Below are 21,020 nucleotides of genomic sequence, written 5' to 3'. Positions count from 1 at the left end.
AACCTGTGGCTGTTTCTAGCAATAATAAGTCTTATCCTGTGGTATTTGCCAAGTCAGGAAAAGAGGTTTTATGTGACGAACAAATGTCATTATTAGAGTTAGCTGAAGAAGAAATGATCGAGATTGACTGTAGTTGTCGTAGTGGAGGATGTGGTAGTTGTAAAGTGAAGAAACTAGAGGGCAATATTCGTTATGAAGGTGAACCCGATGGGTTAGAATCTAATGATGAAGAAGACGGCTATATTTTAGCTTGTATTGCCTATCCTCAAGGGAAAGTTATTATTGATGCTTAAAAAAGGCAAGAGGCAAAAGGCAAAAGGATTAATTTGATTTAGAAAGACTTTGTAGGGTGGGGAGTGCATCGCCTTACTCTACTTTTTTAAACTAAAAAATAAAATAGAGTTATATTTTTAGTTTATCATCTTATTAATTTTTTCCCAACCCTTCAGCCATCATAAATTCTTTCATGGCAACAGAATTTGATTTAGTTAAAATATAAAGTCCCCCATCTCCTCCTCTACCAATGCGTAAGGTTTCATCTAAATAAGTAATATCAAAAACGGGAACTCTTCCCCTAGGATTACGTGCCGGTACAATTTTAAAAGGATTTAATTGAGGTGTGGTAACTCCCCCAATAGTTTCGATGGCTAAATAGCGTTTTTTAAAGTCAATATTTAGCCGTTTATCAGGTAAGGGGGAACCATTATCTTTTGCAGGTTCAAAGGTAGCCGTTACTAAAACATAGCCTGAAATTAATCCTAACCGATGTTTCACAAAAGCTTGATTAAAAAAAGATTTTGTTTCAAGATCAATGACTTGATAAACTGAGCCAACTTTTAACCCATATTTTAACTTACTTAACGACCGAATTTCCCTAGAGGTTGAATATTGCAAATGCCAAACCCCATCTAAAAGATTAACCGCATAACATAAAGGGTATAAATTAGGGTTTTGGGCTTCTACTTTTTGCGTTAATTGCTCAATTTCTTGACTAATGGTATCTTTCAGTTGAACATCCGTAATAGGAGAACCCAGTTTAATGTCTGTGGGGGTTTTCAGTTGTTCAATTTTAGTTAATAATTCTTGTTTTAGTTCCGTTCTACTGTCCAAATTTTTACCCTAGTCTTATTACGTCATTTCTCTATTTTATACTTAGATCCTGTACCTTCGATAAAATTTGTGACCATACATTGCAATTTAGTGAAATACAAAAATGGGTAGGGGCATAATATATTATGCCCCTACACCCTATTAAATTTTTTGTGTTCAAGAATTTTGTATCATCATCTTGCGAGGGATAAGGAAAATGTCTGAAACCCTGATGATCTCGTTCTAACCCTCGCACCCTTACTAGATGCGGATTTCAGCGATTTTACGGAGAGATTTTTTAGGGCTTTGGGTTACAATAAAGCTATCCCTCGCAAACCGCTTCTAGACTCTAGTCAGGATAGGGGTTGTAGCGAGTACCCTCTCTTTTTATAAGAGAACTTAGTTGAATGGAAACTTATTAAATCTTCAATAACATTAGCAGCTAATTCAGGAGCTAAGTTCTCTCTTTTTATAAGAGAACTTAGTTGAATGGAAACCTAAAGTTTTAAGGTTTTGAAAGTCATTATTATTTTCTACTCTCTTTTTATAAGAGAACTTAGTTGAATGGAAACTTTTTTACCCTTCCAATCAGGGTGTTGCTTATTGGCTTCAAAACTCTCTTTTCATAAGAGAACTTAGTTGAATGGAAACTATGCTTCACAAGAAAAAAAGCTATTAGAAGACAAGACAACTCTCTTTTTATAAGAGAACTTAGTTGAATGGAAACCTGGTAAACAATACATGAAAGTTAAAAAAGGAATTCAACTCTCTTTTTATAAGAGAACTTAGTTGAATGGAAACTCGTCTTTTTCGTATTTGTCGGTTTGAAGTTTGAAAGGTACAGAGTAACTCTCTTTTTATAAGAGACATTAGTAAGGTGGGGAGTGCATCGCCCTACAATAAAGGTAAAAAAATAAGTATCCTATGCTTTTTTAGGATACTTATTTTAATAGAAATTAATTCTTTTTTTGATTACATAACGTGAAACCCAAAAATTGGTAGGGGCATAATATATTATGCCCCTACACCCTACAATTCTAAACTCAGATTACATCGATAATTGATCAGGAGATTGACTTTCGGCTAAAGTTTGTTGAGGTTGATTAGATTTGAGAAAAACGTATAAATTAGGGATCATATATCCTTTACGTTCAAAACGAACCATCATCGCCTCTTTAACCCCGTATTCTTGGTTAAGTTCGCTTAACGCTTGATATAAAACCTGTCCTGTGGGATCGCCTTCCACTTCAGGATCGGGGTGGAAATAGTAACCATAATTTGGTTCTACAATAGCTACATTAGCTTGACGATTCACTTTAATAAAGTAATCTTTATCCTCAATATGAGATTGAGCTAGATTGGTTAAATTTAAACCAAGAATGGTTATGGTTGTGATCGCAAACGCAAGGGCAATGGCAGGGCCAATTATTTTCTTTAACATGAGGAATTTATTGAGTGCATTAATACGTCACGGATGATAAAGATCAGCCGATCCTATTTTTCATCTTAACGTAATAAAACTTAATATTAAAGAAATCTAAAATAATTAACCGACTCCACCAAAGACCTCGATATTATCAAAAGCACAAACAGGAGACGCATGGCCAACGCGGATCGCTTGGTTAGGTTCCCCTTTACCACAGCTAGGGGTTCCATACATCCCCAAAGTAGAGCGATCGCCCAGTTGGGATAAACTACGCCAAAATTGATTAGTAATGCCTCGATAATTAGGGTTTTTCAACGTTTTAGTGAGCTTGCCATTTTCGATCAGCTTGGCATATTCACAACCAAATTGAAACTTATTGCGATAATCATCAATGGACCAGGATCGGTTAGACTCCATATAAACCCCTGATTCGATGTTAGCGATCATCTCATCAAAAGAAGTGTTACCCGGTTCAAGGTTAATATTAGCCATGCGGTCAATGGGGGGACGATTCCACGAAGAAGCCCGTAAATTCGCCACTCCTGGCACATTTGAGCGAATTTGACTTTCTTTACTCCCTAAACCTCGTAATAATAGCCCTTCTTTAATTAAATATTCACGGGTGGCTAAATTTCCCCCATCATCAAAGCGATAACTAGCAAATTGTCCCGATACCGACGGATCAAAGGTAACATTCATTAATGGGGAACCATAAACCAACTGGCCAAAGTCCTCTAATTTGACAAAACTTGATCCGGCGTAGTTTCGTTCGTCCCCTAAAATGCGATCGAGTTCCAACGGATGACCAATACTTTCATGTATTTGTAACATCATTTGGTCAGGGGCTAAAACCAGGGTTGTCGTCGTAGTCGGACAATCTGGGGCCGATAATAATTCTAATGCTTGTTCTGCGATCTTTTTGGCACGGGCTAAAACTTCCGTCTCATCAAGACATTCCATCCCACCTTGATAAGATCGGGCGGTAAGTCCGTTATCGGTGCGTTTTTGAATAATATTGCCGTCTTGGGCTGTTGCGGTGTAGTCTGTGGTGACTAAGAGGAACTTTTGATAAGCATCGGACCCGTTACTACTGACTAATTGTATTTCTGTTTCTACCAGACGAGCGATCGCAGAAGTGCTAACAATTTTATCGTTAACTTTGAGGGTTTCATTAACTTTCAGTAGCAGATCGTTAATATCTTTAGGACTGAGAATATCTAAAGGTTTGAGATAAGGAGAATAATAGGTTCCTACCGCTTTGGGGCGTTGTTCTACGGTAAAAGGATAGATTCCCCAATCAGCCGCCGTCACTGCTTGTTGATAGGCAATTTCTGCAGCCAGTTTAATATTATCGAGGGTTAAATGATTAGTGGCACAATAACCCATTTGCCCCTTAGCCAAGACTTCCACCATTACCCCTTTACTTTGGGCGCGTCCGTTACTTTGGGGTTTACCATCCCTGACATAGCGTAGGGTAGAGGTTTCTGTTACTTGGCGTAACCCGATCCAATCAGCAGGGACATGAATTTCTTTTAACCAGGTTTCTAAGACTTGGGTCATTGATATCTAAACTAATTTTTAAACGAATTAATTAATACTTGCCATTCTAACGCGACTCGGTGACTCGGTGACTCCTGTTACCTGAGAGAAGAATTTTAAAAGAATAGGGTGAGCAAGGTTTTCAAGGATGAAGTTAATTTAGATAAGTCTTTGACTTGCCCACCTTACAAAATTCGTTGTTATTATTTTTTTGGAAACAGTCTCTAAGACAACTGAAAAATAAAAGTAACTAAATCCCCTTTACCCAGAGAAATGCGATCGCCCGGTCGTAGACGGTGACGGTTTCCTGGGGGTAAAGCATTGTAATTAATATAAGTCCCATTAGAACTGCCCACGTCTTCGATATAAAAGATTCCGGCTTCATTGCGAATATCCGCATGAATACGAGAAACCACTTCAGAATCAGGTAATCCTGAAACATCGAGATCCGGGGGAATTTGGTCATTAGGTTTCCCGACATGGATAATGTCTAACCCTTGGGGAAGTTCGAGGGCTGTGTCAGTTTGAAGATGCAGTAAACTGGCGGTTTGGGTTTGTAGTTGAGTGCGTGCGCTGGTTACTGGTGTAGGTGGCGGTGGGGGCGAGGATGATTCTGGAATATTACTACTAGCCGGTGGAGGAGGGGGTGAGGATGATTCTGGAATATTACTACTAGCCGGTGGAGGAGGGGGCGAGGATGATTCGGGAATATTACTACTTGTTGGCGGAGGTGGCGGTGGTGTCACAGGAGGAGGGGGTGGGGAAGATTCCCCTTCTGCTTCAGTTGAACCTTTAAAGGGATGGGCCGCCCCACATTCCCCACAAAAGGTGGCATTACTAAGTAAAGGCTGACCACAGTTGCCACAATTAACCAGTTGAGGAAGAGGGGTAAAACAGGCTTCGCACTGAATTGCCCCATCGGGGTTTTGATGTTCACAATTTGGACAAGTAATCATAATCAAATTTTTACTATGATTTTAGGCGGTCAGACATCAATAAAATCAACTGTCTTAAGAAAGGTAAACAACTTTTTCAGGCAAGAGGCAAGAGGCAAAAGGCAAAAGGCAATAGTTTTAATCTCCCTCTACTCCCTGCTCCGGCGCTCCCTACACCCTACTACTCTACTTATCTAACCATTTAACTCTGCCCCGGCTGCTTCATCTAATAACCAGATTAATTCCCCTTGAGGTTTAACTGCTTTGGCAGGATAGAGGGTTTCGTCTCCATTTTCCGAAAAAATCTGAGCTAAGGCAGGGCGTTTATTTTCTCCTGCCACTAAGAACATGACACAATGGGCATGATTGATTAAAGGATAGGTAAACGTTAAACGGGGTTTTCCGTCCTTGTTGCCTACGGTAACTAAGCGATCGCTGACGGTTAGGGCTTCTGTTTTTGGAAATAACGAAGCGGTATGACCATCATCCCCCATACCCAATAAAATCAGATCAAAGGTTGGAAATTCTCCTGCTTTGACCCCGAAAAATTCTCGGATTTCTTGTTCATGGGTTTGAGCATCGTGAGCAGGATCATTATTGTTTGTTGGCATGGGATGAATATTAGCGGGGGGAAAGTCTACCTGATCTAACCAAGCTTGACGGGCCATCAGTTGGTTACTTTCGTTATCATCAGCAGGTACATAACGCTCATCTCCCCAAAAAATATGAATTTTTTCTAAAGGTAAAGACTGCTGAGCCAAAGCTTCGTAAAGAGGTTTAGGGGTGCTACCACCGGCTAAAGCTAGGGTAAACTTGTCTTGTTGTTGTAAAGTAGTATGAATTTTGTCGACGATTAAATTGAGTGCGTGAGAGATGAGAGTGGGTTTATCGGATAATACTTGTATGTGTGTCATTCCTAATCTATTCTCGTCGAAGAAACTTTTTAGCAACGTTTAGACTATCATTGTAATGACTAGAAGTCTGTACCTTGCGAATTTACCCTAAATCTTTTAAGCTCGTAGCCAGGTTTAACAGTTATGTTACTGATTAATGGGCGATTTAGCCGAATCCATTATAAAAACTCCCGCACCGAATAATTGAATCTCTTAACAAACAGGGTATTGTTCCTGTTGGCTGTTATCTTTAATGAAATGCTATCCACAAACTGATAAAAACAATGAATTATTCAGCTTTTACCTCTTTAACTCTCAAACTGATCGGGGTCATATTTATCCTTTCTTCTCTGTTGGATTATATAACCCTTGCCGTTCCTCTCAACTGGGATAATCAATCATGGCAAATTGGTCTAGTGACCAGTATTGTAGACCGAGGGGTGGTTCCCTTGGTCGGTATTGCTTTTATTTTAGTGGGCTATATTATTGATGGTTTAGCCGATGCTAACCCCCTAAAAAAATCAGGATTTAATCTGAAACTGCCGGTTTATATTCTATCGGCTGTTTTAGGATTAATGTTTTTGTTGATGGTTCCTTTACACCTCAATAACCTCAATAGTGCTAAAACCGACGCCTTAGAACGGATTCAACAAGGGGCTGGTCAAGGGGCAGAACAAATTCAACAATTTCTAACCCAAGTTGATACGTTATCAAGAAATCCCAATCAACTCAATCAGCAGATTCAACGACTCAACCAAGCGATCGAAGCGGGCCAAGTTCAAGGAAGACAGTTGAATGTTCAACAGTTAGAAACCCTACGTCAGCAACGTCAACAGTTACAAGGATTACGGGATTTATCACAAAATCCTGAAGAATACAAAAAAAGAACCGAGGAATTGAAAAACCAACTCGAAACTCAACTTTTAGAACGTCGTAAACAGGCTGAAAGTCAAGCCACTACCCAAGCGTTAAAGCAAAGTCTTCGCATTGGATTAAGTAGTTTGATGTTAGCGATCGTTTACAGTGTCATTGGTTGGATTGGCTTAAAATCAGAAATTAGTAGTCCCAAAGGACCTAAAGCTGCTCCCCGTCCCAAGATGAAACGCTAAATTACATTCATTCCCATCTAAAATATGAGTATTCCTAATCGTATTTTTGGAGAGGGATTTCTTTTAACATTTTTGTTAAAATTAAATAATTGATCATGGGTAATTATTAATGAATAATTATCCATTTTTCTTTTTGAGGTTTTAAACCCATTTCATCTCTAAGGTATTGGGAGGAGTAGTTTTGGCTCATATTGTGGTTATTGGTGCAGGAATCGGCGGATTACCTACGGTCTATGAATTGCGACGTTTATTGCCCTCTCATCATCAAATTACCCTCATTTCTAATCAACCCTTATTTACTTTTATTCCCTCTTTACCTTGGGTAGCATTAAACTTAATTTCTTTGCAACGTATTCAGCTAGAAATAGAACCCTTAGTGAAAAAACGGGGGATTCATTGGTTATTAGGAACCGTTACTAAACTTGACCCAAAAAGACAACAAATAACCGTAGAAGATGAGATTATAACCTATGATTATGTTATCGTCGCAACTGGTGCAGAACTGGCTTTAGATGCTGTGTCGGGACTCGGACCAGAAACCGGATCTACTCAATCTATATGCAATCCTCATCATGCAAAGCAAGCCAGTCAAGCATGGTCTGAATTTTTAGCTGATCCGGGCCCGTTAGTGGTCGGGGCAGTTCCTGGGGCCAGTTGTTTTGGTCCGGCTTATGAATTTGCGATGTTAGCCGATCAAACTCTCAGGCGATTACAACAACGCGATCGCATTTCTATCACTTTCGTCACCCCAGAACCCTATCTAGGACATTTAGGAATCGGTAGTATGGCTAACTCTCAAGCATTAGTGACCGAACTAATGGCGGCACATAACATTAATGTCCTAGAAAATGCTGATATTTGTCATATTTCCCCCGATACCATTTATTTATCCAATAGTCAGACGTTGCCTTTTAAATATGCCATGCTGTTACCTCCCTTTCGAGGCCCTAGCTTTTTACGACAAATCCCTGGATTAACGGATGAAAAAGGGTTTTTACCTGTTTTACCCACGGGACAACATCCTGACTATCCCTCCCTTTATGGTATCGGTGTAGTGGTGCAAATTAACCCCCCAGAAGTGACTCCCATTCCTATCGGGGTTCCTAAAACCGGACAGATGACCGAAGGAATGGGAATGGCAGTGGCTCACAATATTGCTTGTGAATTAGGAGAAATCTCTAGTCATTTGATGAGTCCAACCCTAGAGGCGATGTGTTTGGCTGATTTTGGACAAACAGGGGTTTGTTTTTTGGCTGCCCCTATTTTACCCGATGCTATCACAGGACAAAGGAGAAAAGCGATCGCCTTACAAGGAAAATGGGTGAGTTGGAGTAAAACAGCCTTTGAGCAATTTTTCCTCTTCAAAATGCGTCATGGTTGGTCAGTTCCTTGGTTTGAACGCTTAGCATTACAAGGGTTAGGCTTATCTTTGGTTCAGTAGCTGATTACTTGATTTAGTGCCTTCATGAATGACTAAAGGTAAAATAGCACTGCTGCCAATCACCAGACTATCAGCAACATTAAGGGGTGTAACGTGAAGAAGATTTCTGAGGGGAGGACTTGCCAAAGACACCCACTGAAGAGCCAGAGAACCACTCAAAGCTACGTTTAAATAGGGATTAGGAGGCAGTTGTTGATCTCGTAACGGTCGAGTAGACCGACAACTGAGGGCGTGTAATAGTTGCCCGGTGACCAAACTCATAAAGGCAACGGTACTGGCCTGAGGACCGATACCATAACGACTGATTCCATAACCATAGGCCGCTAAGGCACTCACAGATAGGGTGGTGGACTCTAAAACAATGCGCTCAAAATCAGAAGATTGAATAATCGGTTCATCAGGAGAACGAGGCGGTCTGTTTAACACATCCGGTTCAGGGGGTTCTAACGCTAACCCTAACCCAGGAAAGATGTCCGTTACTAAATTCAGCCAAAGTAACTGCATCGCATTAAGGGGTTGGCCCAGTCCTCCCATAGTCGCGAATAACATCACCATAATTTCGCTGAGGTTAGTAGAGAGGAGAAAATGAACTGATTTGCGAATATTGTTATAAATGGTGCGTCCCTGACTCACGGCAATAATCATGGTTTCGAGGTTATCATCTTCGAGGACAACATCAGCCACCTCTCTGGCCACATCGGTGCCTGTATGTCCCATAGCGATGCCCACTTCTGCAACTTTCAGTGCCGGGGTATCATTAATGCCGTCTCCCGTCATGGCTACCACTAAACCCCGTTGTTGAAGGGCTTTAACAATCTCTAATTTATTGGCCGGACTAATACGAGCAAATACATGAACCCCTTCGCACACATCAGACAAACCCTGTGAAGAAAATTCCGTTAACTCTAGGGAATTGAGAATTTTAAGGGGTTGTCCTTGACTGAGATTTAAGTCTTCACCAATGGCATAGGCCGTGTGACTTTGATCTCCTGTGATCATCACCGTTTTGATTCCTGCTTGGTGGAAATTAGCAATACTTTCTTTAACCCCAGGTCTAATAGGATCAGCCATCCCTACTAATCCTACCCAAATTAGATTAGAGACGGGTAAAGACTCAATTTCTCTCGTTTCTCCCTGTCTATAAGCCACCCCTAAAACCCTTAACCCTTGAGCGGACATTCGTTGATTTTGCCCTTTAATCTCTTGTTTATCTGCCTCGGTTAACCGAACCCATTGACCACTAACCATCTGAGTCGAAGACCGTTCTAACACCTCATCAGGGTTGCCTTTAACTGCCATCAAATAAGCTGACTCATGAATACGATGCACCGTGGCCATAAAATTATTTTCTGTTGAACGGTGATAGGTAAGGAGACGAGGATATTGTTGTTTGACATCTTCTACCCCAACCCCTGCACTAATGCCCATTTCTATGAGGGCGTTTTCTGTGGCCGAACCCTCAAGTACATAGGTTCCGTCGTGGTGGGTGATAATTTGACTGTCATTACATAACAGGGAAATATGAATCAGTTTTAATAATTCATCGCACTCATAAGGATTAACGGGTTGTGATCCTGACCAAAAATGACCATCCGCCAGCTTGATATCTCGCCCATCCCAACAGAGTTTTAAGACGGACATTCGGTTAGTGGTTAAGGTTCCTGTTTTATCTAGACATAGGGTTTGAATTGATCCTAGGGCTTCGATGGCTTCTAAACGACGAATGAGAACTTTTTGTTGACGCATATTGAGAATACCCAAGGCCAACGTCGTGGTGGCTACTGTGGGCAAGCCTTCGGGAACGGCCGCCACCGCTAAAGAAATGGAAGTTTTCACCATTTCTAATAACCCATAACCCCGTAATAACCCGATGGCCAAAACTAAACCACAAACCCCACTCGACAGCCAAACCAGTTGACTTGCGGCCTGTTCGAGTTGTCGTTCCATCGGCGTTGAGGGTTGAGGGGTTTGCCCTACCAAAGCTTGTATTTTTCCCATTTCTGTCAAATCTCCGGTGGCTACCACCACCCCTCGCCCTTGTCCTCCCATGACAAAGGTTCCCCGATACACCATATTTTTTCGTTCTGCTAGGGGAATGGTTTCTTGGGGGGAGGTGATCAGGGTTTCTTGTTTTCGGATGGGCAAACTTTCCCCGGTTAAGGCTGATTCGTCTAAGCTTAAACGATCAACTTCGATTAAACGGGCATCGGCCGGTACATAGGAACCGGGTTGCAACAGTAAAATATCCCCTAACACCAGATTGTGGGTTTCAATTTCTTGTAATTTTCCTTCTCGAATGACCCAAGCAGAAGGATTAATACAATGTTTGAGGGAATTAATAATCCGTTCTGAATGACTTTCAGTGGCATAGCCCAAAATGGCGTTAATGGTTACCACTCCCATGATGACAACGGCATCAGCTACACCCCCGGTAAGGACAGACAATAGGGCTGCACCACTTAAGAGGGCAACCGGAACGGATTTAAAATAGTCGATAAAAATATCAAGGCCCGAACGGTTAGGGGTTTCGGTCAGGGCGTTGACTCCATATTCTCTTAAAGAGGTTTCTGCGTCTATTTGAGAGAGTCCCCTCTCTTTAGAAGTGTTGAGTTGGGAAATAATACTATCAATTTCTTGAAGATGCCAAGGGACTGAAACCCCCGAAGCAACTAAGGTCTGTTGATGGGTAACTGGGGTTAATGTTTGAGGCGATCGCGAAGAAATTTGCGTAGGGGTGCGTTTATAGCTTTGTACTAAAGTGTCCACAAGGGTTCCTATGGCTTCTCCTGTTTGATCTCGATCAAAGTGCAACAAAATATTCCCAGTTAGGGAACTAGCACGAACGGACTTGATAGCTTTATGGATCGACAAGTTAAACTCTAAATACCGTTTGAGTTCCTGAGAATGATGTAACCCTTGAACGTGATAGCGACCTCTTCCTTTGACAGTGGCGTGGAGAATTTTGACAAAGGATAGTTGATGGGATTGATCAATGAGATTATATTGTTTCATCTCTCCCCCCTCATGGAGACTCTCGCTTTTAGCGATGAGAGGAAATGAGGGGCATAACCTATGTTGCATAACTATACCCATCCGCTTTGTGAATAGGTTTACAATATTTGTAGTTAATACCTTGTACTGTAGAGAACGCAGTTTTAATGTTAAAACTACCTGTTTTTCTAACAGCTACCCTACCAACATAAGTACCAACTTTTTTCCCTTTAGTTACAACAGCTTTGACAATATCTCCTGTTTGAAATCCAAAGAACTGTTTTTGTCTTAATTTAGGAGAAGTTCGAGGAAAACCATATTTGTCTGGTTTAACCATTTGACGTGAACCTCTACCTGTAGCTGTGATAATTAAAGGTTTAATTACTTCAACTTTTATTTTCTCAGGTGTTGATTTTCCTACACAAGTAGCGTCTAACCAGTGAGTTTTTTCTAATCCTTGTTTTGTTCTATTGTATTTTGTCATACCTCCTGTTCCTGTTTCTATTTCTAAATTAAATTCTTTTAAACTGTTAAATAATTTCCATCGAGTAGAATTAACAGCAGTAGCGTCTTTTAATGTTTGTTTACATTGCTTTAAAATTCTGTTTAAAATACTTGGTTTATTAGAAAGAAAATCTTTAATGTCTTGATTACCTTTTGCTAAATTACATTTTCTACACGCTAATGTCAAGTTATTAACAGAGTTAGTTCCTGATTTTGATTTAGGTATAATGTGTTCAATTTCTAATGGTACGTTTTGAATACCACAATAAGCACATCTACGGCCCCATTTTTCAAGTAAATATTCTCTTATTTCATAATTAAATAAAGTTCCTTGTTGATATTCTATACCTGATATTTCAGGATTGTTAATTTTTTGAGTATCAAATCTAACTAATTCTTGGGCTATTTTATTTATAGGACATAATTTAGTTAATCTTTTTACCCAAGTAATAATATTGTGAACTCTGGACATTAAGCTAGGTGCTAACCATCCTTTGGGTTTTTTCCTGTTTAAAAATCTAGGTTGACGATAACGAGTTTTACGATTTCTTCTAGAACGTCTAATTTGTTTTCTAGATAATAAAGAATCTTTAATTTGTAAACCACGATGATTTAATAAAGCCGCCCAAATTAAATTATTGGCAGATAAGATTGCTAAGCCTGTAGTACGACTCCCTGGATCTATTTTTAATTCAAATTTATTATTTACATGATTTGGTTTTTCTTCCTTCAGAATTATAGTAAAAGGATATCGTTTAAACATACTTGCTTTGCCTTGATTAAGCAATTTTCTTGCTTTACCAGGGTGACAAGGATTTAATGGTTTTTTGTTGGAATCTAATACAAAAACTCGCATGAGTTATCTCCTATTGCTAGGGTAAAGGTCGCTTCGTCAATGTTTTTAAAGTTTGTCAAATTAACAGCACTTCTTTAACCCAATTACAGATGTTTAACTGTTAACCACAGAGCTACAAACTAGCGAAGTATTTGTAGGTGTGATGGCTTTAAAAACGTAGTTCTCTTAGAACTTAGACTGGTCAACTATAGGCTCTTACAAGCCCTCGCTTTCAGCGATGGGTTGTTGACGCTAAAGACCTGAGTTGTTTTTACCTCACCTTGCAAGGATAAAAACGAGGGGAAACAACAAGCCAGTGAGATCATTTTTTAATGCTAATTGATCGAACTGTGTCCATTTCATCTGCTACACTGGCTTGTCATCATTAGTTATTACCTTCAGCGATCGCTGGAGTGGGTTCTTTTTCTTCAGAAAGTTCGGCTAAGGATTCAGCGACCAAATCTTCAACGCTTTCCCCCACGTGGGCAATCATACCTTTGCCTTTTTCATAGAGAACAACACTCCCTTTGATGGTTGCTTTAGCTAAAGGTCTAGCCGCTTTACCAGCAGCAGGAATTAACATAGGAAGTAATACAATCGCTGTAATTCCAGGAATTCCTAAGTCTTCAATCGTATCTTTGATGTCAATATGAGGAATTAAATTGCTGAGTGCCATAAGTTTATCCTCCTGTTTATTTTTTTATAAACTTCTCTTTACCTCCCTTTTCTAGTTTAACTCAATTTTTGTTACCAATTAGACATTAAGGTTGATGTCAGTAAAATTGTTAAGATTATTAATATTTTTTAATAATCAAAACTGATTAGATATGGTTTTTATCAGGTATAAACACCCCATACATTCCCCTTAAATCTCCTGGTTTAAAATCATAAGCCAAATCTTGAGGATATTTTTCTTGCACAAATTTGGGTCGAGAATTTTTTGTCCCATGACAAGCTAAACAACTGGCTTCCACATTAATCCGTCGATAATAATCAGTTCCTTTTTCTCCCTTCATAGTTTCTCGTTGCCAAAACCCCATTAACTCTGGATTCTGTTCAAATTTAGCTAAGGCCATTTTTTCGGTTAAATTATTAGGAGAATGGGCAGGATTGCGATATTTATTAGCAATTTGTCTCACTTGCCAGCCGTTTTCTTTACTCAGTTGTTTTGCCCGCATTCCCACCGGTTTACACACTTGTTTAAAGGTATCTAAATTGGGTGTTTCTGGCTGATCTTTTAAGGTTGAAGCTAACTGCGATCGCATCCCATCAAGTGACTCAATTTCTTGAACCGCTTTCGTTAATTGACTGGGATCAGTTTGAGCATTGGCTACAGTAGGATTCCCTATGATTAATAACAGTATTATAGGGAAAATAATTACAACCAAACCCAAAAATTTGAAACTATTCTGATGATACATAATTCTATTTTCTCCTAACTTTATTCTGGTTTATTTCCCGTTACATTAGAATAGTTTAATTGCCACCATTGACTCATTCCTCCTGTGATATTAAAGACCTGAGTAAAGCCCATTTTAAGTAAAAAATTAGCGACAATGGGACTTCTATGAGCCGTTAAACAAATCACAGCAATAGGTTGTTCTTTCGGTAAATCTCGAAACCATGTCGGCACAATCAACTGACGTAAATAAGCATTTTGTGCCATTAAAATGCGAGGTAAACTAAGATTAACCGCCCCTTGAGCATGACCCCTAACATATTCAAATTGTGAACGAACATCAATCAATAAAGGAGGATTTGATAATTGATGAAAGTCTTGAGGAGAAATATTCGTAACCGATGGTTTTAAAGAAGTTGTTGCAGCCATGTTGATTATCTATTTGTTCAAAGTTTACAAAAGTAGTATTGAGAAGATAGAAAAACATTCTTTCCTCTCCTCCCACACTCCCCACCCTCCCCACTCTCACTGAAGCGCAATATTGATACACCTATCCAAAACTATAAATTAAACCCACCAAGGGCGTTCACCCGTACGAGGATCAGTTTCGGTCCAAGGAGAAAGCCAAATAGCGTTATCGATCACTGCCACATGAACCAATTTTAAAGGACGGTTAGCCGGACCACGAACCACGGAACCCTCAGCATCATAACGGGAACCATGACAAGGACATTGAAATTGTTCGGCCGTCTCATTCCAAGGAAAGGTACAACCTAAATGAGTACAATTATCCACAATACCCCGTCCATCTAAGGTATTTGCATCTGTGACGACAAGATAAGTGGGTTCTCCAGCTAAACCAGCCACTAAGGCACGGGTTTCGGGGGGATTTTCCAGAATTTGGGAGGCAGGAATGGGATTTCCTAGTTTATCTTTAGCCAATATTGCTCCTCCTTCCCCTGTTTCTTTGGGTGGGGTGAAGAATTTGGCCGCAGGATAAAGGGCCGATCCGGCAACCACCGCAACCGTCGATCCAGTTAAGAAGTTTAACAGTTGTCGTCTTGATAAGGAAGTTTGATCGAAAGAAAGGTTATTTTCCATGATGTTTTTTGAAGTGTAACGGTAAGGAATGTGACCGATAGGAAAAGTAGCTATCGGTCGATTTTTAGATAGATTTAGCTATTCACTGCCATAGCAATGGGTTGAGAGTCCCCTAACGCCAGATCAAGGGGGAAGTTATGGGCGTTACGTTCGTGCATTACTTCTATGCCGATGTTGGCACGGTTAATGACATCGGCCCAGGTATTGATGACTCGTCCTTGAGAATCGAGAACTGATCCGTTAAAGTTAAAGCCATTAAGGTTAAAGGCCATGGTGCTGATACCGATCGCAGCAAACCAAATTCCAATGACGGGCCAGGCCGCTAAGAAGAAGTGTAAGGAACGGGAATTGTTAAAAGAAGCATATTGGAAGATTAATCGTCCAAAATAGCCATGAGCAGCCACTAGATTATAAGTTTCTTCTTCTTGTCCGAATTTATAACCTTGATTGGTTGATTGCGCTTCGGTGGTTTCTCGAATTAAACTTGAAGTGACTAACGAACCGTGCATGGAAGCAAACAACGCACCCCCGAAGACACCGGCAACCCCTAACTCATGGAATGGGTGCATTAAAATATTATGCTCGGCTTGGAAGACAATCATAAAATTGAATGTTCCTGAAATACCCAACATTAAGCCGTCGGAGAAGCTTCCTTGTCCAATGGGATAAATTAAAAGAACAGCAGTTGCAGCTGCGACAGGGGCAGAAAACGCGACAGGAATCCAAGGACGCATCCCTAAACGGTAGCTTAGCTCCCATTCTCGCCCCATATAAGCAAAAATTCCAATTAAAAAGTGCAACACAATCATTTGATACGGGCCGCCATTGTACAGCCATTCGTCTAAGCTGGCGGCTTCCCATAAAGGGTAAAGATGCAAACCAACGGCCGCAGAGGTAGGCACCACAGTGGCACTGATGATGTTATTGCCATAGAGCAACGAACCGGAAACGGGTTCGCGGATGCCATCAAGATCCACAGGAGGGGCAGCAATAAAGGCCAAGATAAAGACAATAGCAGCTACTAACCCGGTGGGTATTAATAAAACCCCAAACCAGCCAATATATAGGCGATTTTCGGTGCTAGTAATCCAATTACAAAATTTTGACCACAGATTATTCTCTGTTGATCGCTCAACTGCAGAAATAGTCATGATTTAAATCCTCTTCGAGACAGTGGTATTAAAAGGAATCCCTTTTATCTTGTATTGATAATAAACAATATAACTAATTAGTTATATATTTAACAATGAGTATTTATGACTAATTGTTACAGGCAACAGAACAACATTGTTCTCCGTTGACTCTTTTCACCGAAACAACAGCCTACTTAAGAGCAGTTTTCAGATTACTAGATTAACGATGAAACTAACAATTCTCCCCACTTTACGAGAATATGGATACAGCCAATTGAACACTGCTACAAGGCAAGAACACTTGACAAATTTACTAAATAGTTATAAAGTTAAAATTGAGGGATGTAGAATTTTCCCCAACAATAAAGCTAGAGCGATCGCTGCCGTCTCAACAGAGGCGATCGCATCGTCAAGCAACAAAAATCAACAAAATTGAAAGTGAGAATAAGTATGATGAGACATCAACACCGTAGACAAAGACGTTTTAACCACTCTTCCGGCGTAGACACTGGTTTAGGCACAACCGTTTCAACCCTTAAGACTAAGTTAGATCCTAGAACCCAACAGGCCATGATTGACGCTATCAATGACGAATATCATGCCCGTGCCTTCTATAATGCCATCATTGAGAAGTTTGGCCCAATAAGTCCTTTCATTAACATTGTTCAATCGGAAAATCGCCACGTACAACTATGGAATAGGTTATTTAATCAATATGGCCTACCGATTCCCACAGATAGCTATGCTGGAAATATAGAGGCCCCCGATACCCTCAAAATAGCTTGTCAGATGGGGGTAGAAGGAGAAATCGCCAACGTGGAAATGTACGATAATTTCCTTACATTTGTCCAAGAAAGAGACTTAAGGGCAGCCTTTGCTCAATTACGTGAAGTCTCCCAAAACAGGCACAAAGTTGCCTTTGAACGCTGTTTATCTCGTTTGTCGGACTGATAACCTTAAGGGGAGTTATCCTGACAAAAAAACAGGAGGATAAGAACCTCCCTTGTCAGGTTAACCTTATATTAGGGGAAAGGAATTATCCCATGCCCATAATCTCGTAACCTGCATCGACATAAATCACCTGGCCGGTAATACCACTGGATAAATCGCTACAGAGAAAAGCAGCGGTATTACCGACTTCTAATTGTGTTACCGTTCGTTTCAAAGGGGCAACCTCCTCAACATGACGAATCATATCTAAAATACCGCCGACAGCAGAAGAAGCTAAGGTACGAATGGGGCCAGCAGAAATGGCATTGACCCGAATATTATCAGGACCGAGTTCCGAGGCTAAATAGCGCACACTCATTTCTAAACCGGCTTTAGCCACCCCCATCAAATTATAATTGGGAATCACTTTTACCCCTCCTAAATAGGTTAAAGTGACCATACTACCGCCCTCTGTCATTAAAGGTTTAGCGTATTTAGCCAGATTCCCCAAGGAAAAGGTACTAATTTCAAGGGACTGACTAAACGCTTCACGGGAAATGCTACTAAAATCACCCCCTAACCCTTCTTTATCGGCGAAGGCTAAACAGTGGATCACAATATCTAATTTTCCCCAAGTGTCTTTGATGGCTTTAAATGTGGCTTCTACCTGATCCTCATTTTGGACATTACAAGGAAGAATCAACGCGGGATTGATGGGTTCAACCACGTCACGGACTTTTTTTTCAAAACGTCCTTTTTCATCAGGTAAATAGGTCACAGCCAGGTTAGCCCCTGCTTTATGGAGTTGTTGAGCAATTCCCCAAGCAATGGAGCGATTATTAGCAATTCCTGTAACTAGCGCGTTCTTTCCGGTTAAATCTAACATAATTATTTTGACAAATGGGCAAAGTTTCTGTTGAATCAACCCCCATTGTTTCATAATGGTGGCTATAATCAGGGACAGAAGCCAGGATAAATTATCCCAATAAAATTATTGTGAAGCAAAATGTAGCAAAAACCTTTGAAGATACGTTAAAGTGTTGTTTTTATCTGGGACTAAAAATGATCTGTCCTCTTTTGAGTCCCTTTATTTTTCCGGTGTTGTATTAAAGTGTGATGGAATTGTCTGTACCACAAGATAAACCTTTAGCTGCTGTATTCCGCCGTATCGGTGGCGGTGCCTATCCCCCTGTTGTTGAAGCGTTTGATCGGGGGAAAACTATCTTTTTTCCGGGTGATCCGGCTGAGAGGGTCTATTTTTTACTCAAAGGCGCGGTGAAACTGTCTCGGGTTTACGAAGCAGGGGAAGAAATTACAGTCGCCTTATTAAGAGAAAATAGTGTCTTTGGCGTGCTGTCTTTGATTACAGGACAACGGTCCGATCGCTTTTACCATGCGGTGGCGTTTACCCCTGTGGAGTTATTGTCATCCCCCATTGAACAAGTAGAACAAGCTCTTAAAAATAACCCCGATTTGTCTATTTTAATGCTTCAGGGGCTATCCTCGCGGATTTTACAAACAGAAATGATGATCGAAACCCTCGCTCACCGTGATATGGGTTCCCGTTTGGTCAGTTTTCTGTTAATTTTATGTCGGGATTTTGGCGTACCGACTCCTGAAGGCATTCGCATTGATTTAAAATTGTCCCATCAAGCGATCGCTGAGGCCATTGGTTCAACCCGTGTGACAGTCACTCGTCTTTTGGGAGATTTACGCCAAGAAGAAATGATTTCCATTCATAAAAAGAAAATTACGGTTCATAATCCTGTTGCCCTGTCTCAACAATTTGCCTAACCTTATTGTTAACCTAAAAAGCGAATGACCAGTGCTTATATCTTAATTGCATCAATCCTCATTTTAGGAGGTTTAGTCGCAGCATTGGGCGATCGCTTGGGGAGTAGAGTCGGAAAAAAAAGACTTACCATTTGCGGACTACGGCCCAAACAAACGGCCGTGGTGGTAACAGTATTAACGGGAACCTTAATTGCAGCCTCAACCTTTGGGATTTTACTCGCGTTTAGTAAATCCCTCCGAGAAGGGCTTTTTCAATTGGATGAAATTCAAAAACAATTACGTATTGCTAAGGCGGATTTAGAACGGTTGGGCGTTGATAAGGACGATGTTGAAAAAGAATTACAAAAAGCAACAGAAGAACAAAAAAACGTCGAAAAAAAGTTACAATCCACCAACGAAAATTTTAATAAAGCTAAAGAACAACTCAAAGCTGTTTCTAATCAAGCAACTCAATTAAAAGCCGATATTCAAAGTTTACTCAATGAAAGAAAAGAACTACGACAAAATAAAATTGAATTAGATCAAGAAATCGAACAACTTAAACAAGAAGTGAGTCAAAGAGATGAAGAACTGAAAAAAGGAAAAGCCCAAATTGCTCAACAAACTCAGATTTTAAATGAACGACAACAACGTCTTCAAAGTTTAGAAGAACAACAAAGCACCCTACAAGCACAAATTGATAAAAGAGATGCTGAAATTACCCAACTAGACCAAGCTATTAACGACAAAGATATGGCTCTCAAAGAAAGAGAATTTCAGTTACAACAGCTAGAAAGAGAGTCTAACTATCTACAAAGACAAGTAGCACTTTTAGAACAATATTATCAAACCTATCAAGAGTTACGAGAAAGAAAAATAGCCATTGTTAGAGGTCAAGTTTTATCCATTGGAGCGGTGCGTTTGGTGGTTCCAAAAGCAGGAACTCAAGTAGTGGATGAACTACTGCGACAGGCCAACCGAGCAGCCATCGAGTTAGTGGGAAAAGAAAACATTAAACCAGATGAAAGAGTGGTTAAAATTACTCAAGGCCAGGTTCAACAATTAGTAGAACAGTTACAAGATGGACGGGAATATGTGGTGAGAATTATTGCAGCCGGTAATTACGTTCAAGGAGAAAAAGAAGTGAGGGTGTTTGCTGATATTGCTTTAAATCAGCAGATTTTTAGTGAGGGGGAAACCATCGCTGTTATTTCCATGGATTCTTTAGAATTAACCGATGAAACTATACAAGAAAGACTAGATTTATTACTTTCTGCTACTCAATTTCGTGCGCGTCGTTCCGGCATTTTAGGGGGAATTCAAGTAGGAGACGGAAGACTGAAAACTGTGGTAGATTTTATTGAAGAAATTAAGCAATATGAGGAAGGATTAGACGATTTAAAAGCCGTTGCTCTGAAAGATACAAAAACCATTGGGCCTCTTAAATTAAAATTATTAGGGATTAGAAATGGACAAGTTGTTATTGAAAGTCAAGAGGAATCATGAATCAAGATAACTCATCAATGATATTAGGATTTGATCCAGGAAGAGATAAATGTGGTGTAGCGATCGCCGATAATAAAGGTAACATTTATTATCATGAGGTGATCGAATCTTCCCAAGCTATTTCAACCCTTAATGATCTTATTGGACAGTTTTCTATTACCTTGTTAGTAATGGGAAATCAAACCACCTCGAAACAGTGGAAAAAACAGGTAGAAAGTGAGTTATTGGTATCTGTTCCTATTACTCTTATAGACGAACGAAATAGTACCTTAGAAGCACGCGATCGCTATTGGGAAATGTATACCCCTCAAGGGTTAATGCGTCTGCTTCCGAAAGGAATGCGAAACCCTCCTCGTCCCATTGATGATATTGTTGCCATTTTATTAATAGAACGGTATTTTAAGAGTATTAAATGA

At 40.2% G+C, this 21,020-nt stretch carries 21 protein-coding genes and 1 CRISPR repeat array; of the genes, 8 read left to right on the top strand and 13 right to left on the bottom strand.

Annotated elements, in window-relative coordinates:
• Positions 1-293 (top strand): 2Fe-2S iron-sulfur cluster binding domain-containing protein (locus C4E06_RS25055; RefSeq protein WP_157951245.1); only part of this gene is annotated, 293 nt, incomplete at its 5' end.
• Between the two features lie 133 nt (positions 294-426).
• Here C4E06_RS25055 and C4E06_RS25050 read toward each other — a convergent pair.
• The 5 genes from C4E06_RS25050 to pgl all read right to left on the bottom strand — a co-directional run bounded on the left by C4E06_RS25050 (position 427) and on the right by pgl (position 5,903).
• Positions 427-1,110 (bottom strand): PAP/fibrillin family protein, encoded by a 684-nt coding sequence (locus C4E06_RS25050; RefSeq protein WP_107671080.1) that lies wholly within the window; start codon positions 1,108-1,110, stop codon positions 427-429.
• A 358-nt stretch (positions 1,111-1,468) separates the two neighbouring features.
• Positions 1,469-1,974: a CRISPR direct-repeat array (repeat unit 36 nt; unit sequence CTCTCTTTTTATAAGAGAACTTAGTTGAATGGAAAC).
• 163 nt (positions 1,975-2,137) lie between these two features.
• Entirely contained in the window at positions 2,138-2,530 is a 393-nt protein-coding gene (locus tag C4E06_RS25045; RefSeq protein ID WP_107671079.1) for a hypothetical protein, read from the bottom strand.
• Between the two features lie 105 nt (positions 2,531-2,635).
• Positions 2,636-4,075: a TldD/PmbA family protein gene (locus C4E06_RS25040; RefSeq protein WP_107671078.1), complete on the bottom strand. Its 1,440-nt coding sequence runs from the start codon at positions 4,073-4,075 to the stop codon at positions 2,636-2,638.
• A gap of 203 nt (positions 4,076-4,278) precedes the next feature.
• Positions 4,279-5,010 (bottom strand): FHA domain-containing protein, encoded by a 732-nt coding sequence (locus C4E06_RS25035; protein WP_107671077.1) that lies wholly within the window; start codon positions 5,008-5,010, stop codon positions 4,279-4,281.
• A gap of 173 nt (positions 5,011-5,183) precedes the next feature.
• A complete protein-coding gene (pgl, locus tag C4E06_RS25030) occupies positions 5,184-5,903 on the bottom strand; it encodes a 6-phosphogluconolactonase (RefSeq protein WP_107671076.1) in 720 nt (239 codons plus the stop codon).
• Between the two features lie 263 nt (positions 5,904-6,166).
• On the opposite strand from pgl, the gene C4E06_RS25025 reads away from it, so the two are divergent.
• The gene (locus C4E06_RS25025; RefSeq protein ID WP_107671075.1) at positions 6,167-6,991 is read left to right on the top strand and encodes an HpsJ family protein; all 825 of its coding nucleotides are present in this window, start codon (positions 6,167-6,169) and stop codon (positions 6,989-6,991) included.
• Between the two features lie 181 nt (positions 6,992-7,172).
• Positions 7,173-8,432, top strand: a complete 1,260-nt coding sequence (locus C4E06_RS25020; protein ID WP_107671074.1) for an NAD(P)/FAD-dependent oxidoreductase — start codon at positions 7,173-7,175, stop codon at positions 8,430-8,432.
• On the opposite strand, the gene C4E06_RS25015 is transcribed toward C4E06_RS25020, so the two are convergent.
• From C4E06_RS25015 to psbA, 7 genes are all read right to left on the bottom strand, one after another.
• Positions 8,415-11,444, bottom strand: a complete 3,030-nt coding sequence (locus tag C4E06_RS25015; RefSeq protein WP_107671083.1) for an HAD-IC family P-type ATPase — start codon at positions 11,442-11,444, stop codon at positions 8,415-8,417. The genes C4E06_RS25020 and C4E06_RS25015 overlap by 18 nt on opposite strands.
• A 58-nt stretch (positions 11,445-11,502) precedes the next feature.
• Positions 11,503-12,783: an RNA-guided endonuclease IscB gene (gene iscB / locus C4E06_RS25010; protein WP_107671073.1), complete on the bottom strand. Its 1,281-nt coding sequence runs from the start codon at positions 12,781-12,783 to the stop codon at positions 11,503-11,505.
• A gap of 364 nt (positions 12,784-13,147) precedes the next feature.
• Complete coding sequence (locus C4E06_RS25005) at positions 13,148-13,438, bottom strand: DUF5132 domain-containing protein (protein WP_107671072.1); 291 nt, start codon at positions 13,436-13,438, stop codon at positions 13,148-13,150.
• Positions 13,439-13,583: 145 nt separating this feature from the next.
• On the bottom strand, positions 13,584-14,183 hold the full coding sequence (locus C4E06_RS25000; protein WP_107671071.1) for a DUF3365 domain-containing protein: 600 nt from the start codon (positions 14,181-14,183) through the stop codon (positions 13,584-13,586).
• 20 nt (positions 14,184-14,203) lie between these two features.
• Complete coding sequence (locus tag C4E06_RS24995; RefSeq protein WP_107671070.1) at positions 14,204-14,590, bottom strand: rhodanese-like domain-containing protein; 387 nt, start codon at positions 14,588-14,590, stop codon at positions 14,204-14,206.
• A 138-nt stretch (positions 14,591-14,728) separates the two neighbouring features.
• Entirely contained in the window at positions 14,729-15,262 is a 534-nt protein-coding gene (petC, locus tag C4E06_RS24990) for a cytochrome b6-f complex iron-sulfur subunit (RefSeq protein WP_107671069.1), read from the bottom strand.
• A 74-nt stretch (positions 15,263-15,336) separates the two neighbouring features.
• A complete protein-coding gene (psbA, locus tag C4E06_RS24985) occupies positions 15,337-16,413 on the bottom strand; it encodes a photosystem II q(b) protein (protein WP_107671068.1) in 1,077 nt (358 codons plus the stop codon).
• Positions 16,414-16,621: 208 nt separating this feature from the next.
• On the opposite strand from psbA, the gene C4E06_RS27475 reads away from it, so the two are divergent.
• Both C4E06_RS27475 and C4E06_RS24980 read left to right on the top strand, forming a co-directional pair.
• Entirely contained in the window at positions 16,622-16,831 is a 210-nt protein-coding gene (locus tag C4E06_RS27475) for a hypothetical protein (protein WP_157951244.1), read from the top strand.
• A 17-nt stretch (positions 16,832-16,848) separates the two neighbouring features.
• Positions 16,849-17,346, top strand: a complete 498-nt coding sequence (locus C4E06_RS24980) for a DUF2202 domain-containing protein (protein ID WP_107671082.1) — start codon at positions 16,849-16,851, stop codon at positions 17,344-17,346.
• Between the two features lie 85 nt (positions 17,347-17,431).
• Here the strand turns inward: C4E06_RS24980 and fabI are convergent, their stop codons facing one another.
• Positions 17,432-18,211, bottom strand: coding sequence for an enoyl-ACP reductase FabI (gene fabI, locus C4E06_RS24975; protein ID WP_107671067.1), 780 nt, complete (start codon positions 18,209-18,211; stop codon positions 17,432-17,434).
• Between the two features lie 230 nt (positions 18,212-18,441).
• Between fabI and ntcA the strand changes: the two genes are divergently transcribed.
• Genes ntcA through C4E06_RS24960 form a run of 3 tightly spaced genes read left to right on the top strand, consistent with a single transcriptional unit; the run spans position 18,442 to position 21,020 of the window.
• A complete protein-coding gene (ntcA, locus tag C4E06_RS24970) occupies positions 18,442-19,119 on the top strand; it encodes a global nitrogen regulator NtcA (protein ID WP_008277872.1) in 678 nt (225 codons plus the stop codon).
• A gap of 24 nt (positions 19,120-19,143) precedes the next feature.
• A complete protein-coding gene (locus C4E06_RS24965; protein WP_107671066.1) occupies positions 19,144-20,604 on the top strand; it encodes a DUF3084 domain-containing protein in 1,461 nt (486 codons plus the stop codon).
• Positions 20,601-21,020, top strand: a complete 420-nt coding sequence (locus C4E06_RS24960; protein ID WP_107671065.1) for a pre-16S rRNA-processing nuclease YqgF — start codon at positions 20,601-20,603, stop codon at positions 21,018-21,020. The genes C4E06_RS24965 and C4E06_RS24960 overlap by 4 nt, the downstream gene beginning before the upstream one ends.

The organism is Cyanothece sp. BG0011 (genome assembly GCF_003013815.1).
Taxonomy (GTDB): Bacteria; Cyanobacteriota; Cyanobacteriia; order Cyanobacteriales; family Microcystaceae; genus Crocosphaera.
The sequence above is the reverse complement of the archived record's forward strand: the minus strand, read 5'-3'. Positions and strand labels throughout refer to the sequence as shown.